Origin of the sequence: Streptomyces sparsogenes, assembly GCF_001704635.1 — a bacterium.
GTDB classification, from domain to species: domain Bacteria; phylum Actinomycetota; class Actinomycetes; order Streptomycetales; family Streptomycetaceae; genus Streptomyces; species Streptomyces sparsogenes.
The window spans coordinates 1-5,589 of record NZ_MAXF01000216.1; the positions used below are offsets into that span (position 1 = coordinate 1).

Below are 5,589 nucleotides of genomic sequence, written 5' to 3' on the forward strand. Positions count from 1 at the left end.
GACCACGGCGGCCGCCCGGCGCACCGTTTCCAGCACGACGTCACGCTGTCCGGAGGCGTCGAGACCGGCGAGGCGTGAGGCCAGGGCGCTTGCCACCGACCGCCGTTCCGCGGCGCGGCGCCGGGCGGGCCGGGCCAGGGCGCGCAGCAGCGCGGGGACCGTGGGGCCCGGTCGGGTGGCGAGCGGGCCTTGGTGCGGGTCCGCGGCCACGGCCACCGGGCGGGTGAGGTGCGGCGCCGTGTCGAACAGGTGCAGGGCGTGGGGTGTGGCCCGTCCCCCCAGGGTCCAGGCCAGGCCGACGCCCGGGAGCCCGGCGGAACGCCGGTGGGCGATCAGCGCGTCGGCGCAGGCCTGGGCGGCGGCGCGGCCGGCTTGGCCGGGGCCGGCCACCACGTCGGTGACGGCGACGGAGGAGAGCACCGCGAACATCCGCAGCGGCAGGTCACGGGTGAGGGCGTGCAGGTTCCACGCGCCGGCGGCCCTCGCCGCCCAGGTCCGCGACAGCCGCTCCTCGTCCCAGGCCTCCACCGGGGCCGCGTCGGCCGCCTCGGTGATGTGCACGACGCCCACCAGCGGGTGGCTGTCGGGAATCGCCTCCAACACCGCCGCCAGGGCGGTGTGGTCGGCGACGTCGGCCGCAGCCGACTCCACCTCCGCCCCGAGCGCCGTCAGCCGCTCGGCCAGGGCGGCCGCCTCGGGGGCCTGGCCGCCGCAGCGGGAGAGCAGCAGCAGCCGCGGGGCGCCGTACGCGCGCACCAGGTGCTCGGCGACCACGCCGTGCAACGGGCCGGGCTCACCGGCCACCACCACCGTCCCGCCGGAGAGATCCACCTCCGTGCGCTCCCCGGGCCGCTCGACGGCACGCAGCAGACGGGGGACCGAGACCGCGCCCGAACGGACCGCGATCCGCGGCTCGTCCGCGTCGATGGCCCGGCGGACCGCCTCGGCCAGCTTTTCGCTCCCGCTCGCGGCGGTGGCGTCGGAGTGGGCGCCGGTGCGGGTGCGGGTGCCGGTGGCGGTGTCTGTGTCTGTGTCTGTGCCGGTGTCTGTGCCTGTGTCGGCGTCTGTGTCTGTGTCTGTGTCGACCAGCGTGATCCGGCCCGGGTGCTCGGCCTGGACCGCCCGGACCAGGCCCCAGACGGCCGCGCCACCCGGATCCGGGGGCCCGTCCTCCTCGCCGGCCGAGACCGCGCCGGAGGTGACCAGCACCAGCCGGGCGTCCGGTGACCGGGGCTCGGCCAGCCAGTCCCGGATGAGGCCCAGCGTGCGCCGGACAGCGGCCAGACCCGTCTCGCTCCCGGTGCCGGAGCCGGCCGCCGGCGCCACGGTGCGGACAACCAGGTCCTCGGTCTCCGCCGGCTCGGGCCGGTCCTCCGGCGGCGGCAGCGGCAGCCACTCCACCGTGAACAGGCCGCCCGGGCCACGTCGTTCGGCGGCCTTCAGCCAGTCGTCCCCGGCCGGGCGCAGCGCGACCGAATCCACGCTGAGCACGGGGGCGCCGGTCGGATCCGCCACGACGACGTTCAGCTCGCGGCCTTCGCCGTCCTCCGACCGCCGCGCGCGGAGCCGGACCCGAACGCCCGTCGCGCCGCCCGCGTGCAGCGACACACCGCTCCAGACGAACGGCAGCCACAGCGGGCCGTCGGCCCGCCGGCGGTCCAGCGCCACCGGGTGCAGGGCGGCTTCGAGCAGCGCGGGATGGATGCCGAACCCGTCGGCGCCCTCCTCGGCTCCCTGGTCCAGGGCCACCTCGGCAAGGAGATCGGCGCCGTGCCGCCACACCGCCTGGACGCCCCGGAACGTCGGGCCGTACCGGTAACCGGCCGCCTCGGTGCGCGCGTACAGGTCGGCGATGTCCACCGGCTCGGCCCCGGCGGGGGGCCAGGCGCCCGTGAGCTCCGTCCCGGCCGTCGCGCCGGGCGCGAGGGTGCCCGTCGCGTGGCAGGTCCAGATGTCCCGCTCCCCGGGTCCCTCCGGTGTGCCGGACGCGGGCTGGGAGCAGACGCGCAGCTCGCGGCGCCCGTCCTCGTCGGGGGCGTCCACCACGAGCTGGACCCGCAGCTCGGAGGTGGCCGACAGGGTCAGGGGCACGTGCAGGGTCAGCTCCTCGAGGCCGCCGCAGCCCGCCTCGTCGGCCGCCCGCAGCGCCCACTCCACCAGGGCCGTGCTGGGCAGCAGGACCACGCCCGCGACCTCGTGCTCGCCCAGCCAGCCGGCGTCACCGGCGGCCGGAAGGCGCCCGGTCAGCAGGAGCCCGCCGTCGGCGAGCCCCGTCGCGGCCGACAGCTGCGGGTGTTCCACCGGCCGCAGGCCGGCCGCGCTGACATCGCCCGCCGTACGGCCCGCCGCCACCCAGTAGCGCTCGCGCTGGAAAGGGTAGGTGGGCAGGTCGGTGGTGGCGGCCGGGGCGGTGGGATACCAGGGCCGCCAGTCGACGGCGAGCCCGGCGGTGTGGGCGTGGGCGAGGGCGCCCGCGAGGTCGAGAGGGCCGCCGTGGTCGCGGCGGAGGGTCGGGATGGTCGTGGCGGGCACGTCGGCGTCGTCGATGGCGTCCTGGATCCCGGGAGTGAGGACCGGGTGGGGGCTCACCTCGATGAAGTGGCGGTGGCGGTCGGCGAGCAGGGCGGTGAGGGTCTCGGTGAAGCGGACCGGCCGGCGGAGGTTGGTGAACCAGTACTCGGCGTCGAGCGGGGTGCCGGCCGGCGGCTGGGCGGTGACCGTGGAGTAGAAGGGGACGGTGGGCGCGGTGGGGGTGAGGTCGGTGAGCTGGGCGAGGATCGAGTCGCGGATGCGGTCGACATGGGGGCTGTGGGAGGCGTAGTCCACGTCGATGGCGCGGGTCCGCGCGCCCTCGGCCTCGGCCGCCGCCAGGACGGCGGGGCGGAGTGCGATGGCGCGGGTCCGCGCGCCCTCGGCCTCGGCCGCCGCCAGGACGGCGGTGATCTGCTCGGGCGGCCCGGAGACGACGGTGGAGCGGGGGCCGTTGTGGGCGGCGACGGCGACGCCCTCGGCCGCCTCGCCGAGGCCGGTCAGCAGGCGGGCGGTGTCCTCGGCGCCGAGGGTGAGGGAGGCCATGGCGCCGTGTCCGGCGAGGGCGCGGAGGGCCTGGCTGCGCAGGGCCACCACCTTGGCGGCGTCGTCGAGGGTGAGGGCCCCGGCCATACAGGCGGCGGCGATCTCGCCCTGGGAGTGGCCGATGACGGCGGCCGGGGTGATGCCGAAGTCCTGCCAGAGGCCGGCCAGGGAGACCATGACGGCCCACAGGGTCGGCTGGACGACATCCACGCGCGCGGGGTCGGTGGCGGTGTCGGTGCCGCGCAGCACGGCGGTGAGCGACCAGTCCACGTACGGCGCCAGGGCCCGCTCGCACTCCGCGATCCGGGCGGCGAAGGCGGGGGAGGAGTCCAGCAGGCCGACGGCCATGCCGGACCACTGGGAGCCCTGGCCGGGGAAGACGAAGACCGGACCTTCCTCGGGATCGAGGGCGGCGCCGCGGATCAGGCCGGGGTGTTCGCCGCCGGCGGCAAGGGCCTCCAGGGCGGCGGTGAGATCGGGCAGCCGGGTGCCGGTGACCACGGCGCGCTGGTCGAACGTGGCGCGGGTGGTGGTCAGGGACCAGGCCACCTCGGTGGGCGAGACGTCCGGGGCGTCGGCGACGGCCCGGACCAGCCGGCGCGCCTGGTCGGCCAGGGCCTCCCGGGTACGGGCCGAGAGCACCCAGGGCACCACGCCGCCCAGGACGGCCGGCCCGCCGGCGCCTTCGGCCTCCGGCCCCGGGGACGGGACCGGCTCAGCCGCCTCCTCCAGGATGATGTGGGCGTTGGTGCCGGAGATCCCGAACGCGGAGACGCCGGCCCGGCGCGGGCGGTCGGGGGCCGTCGGCCAGTCGACCGGCTCGGTGAGCAGCCGTACCGTGCCGCTGCTCCAGTCCACGTGCGAGGTGGGCTCGTCGACGTGGAGGGTGGCGGGCAGCGAGCCGTGGCGCAGGGCCATCACCATCTTGATGACGCCCGCGATCCCGGCGGCGCCCTGCGTGTGCCCGATGTTCGACTTCACCGACCCCAGCCACAGCGGACGGTCCTCCGGCCGCTCCTGACCGTAGGTGGCCAGCAGCGCCTCGGCCTCGATCGGGTCGCCGAGCGTGGTGCCCGTGCCGTGGGCCTCCACCGCGTCCACCTCGACGGCCGCCAGCCCGGCGTTGGCCAGCGCCTGGCGGATCACCCGCTGCTGCGAGGGCCCGTTGGGGGCGCTCAGCCCGTTGCTCGCGCCGTCCTGGTTCACCGCCGAACCCCGGATGACCGCGAGCACCCGGCGCCCGTTGCGCCGGGCGTCCGAGAGCCGCTCCAGCAGTACCAGGCCCGCGCCCTCGGAGAAGCCCGTGCCGTCGGCCGCGGTGGCGAACGGCTTGCACCGCCCGTCCGGGGCCAGGCCGCGCTGGCGCGAGAACTCCGTGATCACGTTCGGGGTGGACATCACCGTCACCCCGCCGGCCAGGGCCAGGTCGCACTCGCCGTGCCGCAGCGCCTGGACCGCCAGGTGCATGGCCACCAGGGACGACGAGCACGCCGTGTCCAGCGTGACCGCCGGGCCCTCCAGGCCCAGGGTGAAGGCGATACGGCCGGACACGACGCTGAGCGCGTTGCCCGTCAGCAGGAAGCCCTCGGCGCTCTTCTCGATGTGCGGTGTGCCGAACCCCGGCACACCGCAGCCCGCGTAGACGCCGGTGGAGCTGCCCTTGAGGGCGGTCGGGTCGATGTGGGCGCGTTCGAGGAGTTCCCAGGCGGTTTCCAGGAGAAGCCGCTGCTGGGGGTCCATGGCGAGGGCTTCGCGGGGGCTGATGTTGAAGAAGGAGGCGTCGAACCGGTCGGCGTCGTGGACGAAGCCGCCTTCCTGGATGTAGCTGGTGCCGGGGTGGTCGGGGTCGGGGTGGTAGAGGGCGGTGAGGTCCCAGCCGCGGTTGGTGGGGAAGGGGCCGATGGCGTCCGCGCCGGTGTCCACGAGCTGCCACAGGTCTTCGGGGGAGTCGATGCCGCCGGGGTAACGGCAGGCCATGGCGGTGATGGCGATGGGTTCGTGGTGGCGTTGTTCCGCTTCGCGCAGGCGCTGCTTGGCCTCGCCCAGATCGAGGGTGACCCGCTTGAGGTACTGACGCAGCTTGTCTTCCGTGGACGACATTGTTCCTCCCCCTCACTCCTCGTCAGGACGAGCCGAGTTGCTGATCGATGAGCGCGAACATCTCGTCGTCCGACGCCGACTCCAGCGCCTCGCCGTCGATGTCCTTGGCGCCGGCCGTCCGGCCCTCCAGCCGCGACAGCAGGGCGTGGAGCCGGCTCGCGATCGTCTCCCGGGACTTCCCCTCCACGTCATGGCTGTTCAAGGTGGACTCCAGCCTGGCCAGGTCGCCCAGGACGGGCGCGAGCGGATCGACCGCCGTGGCCGTCCGGTCCTCGGGCGCCAGTTTTTGATCCAGGTAGCGGGCCATGGTCTCCGCGTCGGGGTAGTCGAAGACGAGCGCGGCGGGCAGCCGCAGCCCGGTCGCGGCCGAGAGCCGGTTGCGCAGTTCGACGGCGGTCAGCGAGTCGAACCCCA

The 5,589-nt window shown here is 75.8% G+C and carries 2 protein-coding genes; both read right to left on the reverse strand.

The features are described from left to right. On the reverse strand, positions 1-5,175 hold a 5,175-nt coding region (locus tag BBH68_RS36800), incomplete at its 3' end, for a type I polyketide synthase (RefSeq protein WP_141713151.1). Between the two features lie 22 nt (positions 5,176-5,197). Further along, positions 5,198-5,589 (reverse strand): acyl carrier protein (locus BBH68_RS36805; RefSeq protein WP_141713152.1); only part of this gene is annotated, 392 nt, incomplete at its 5' end.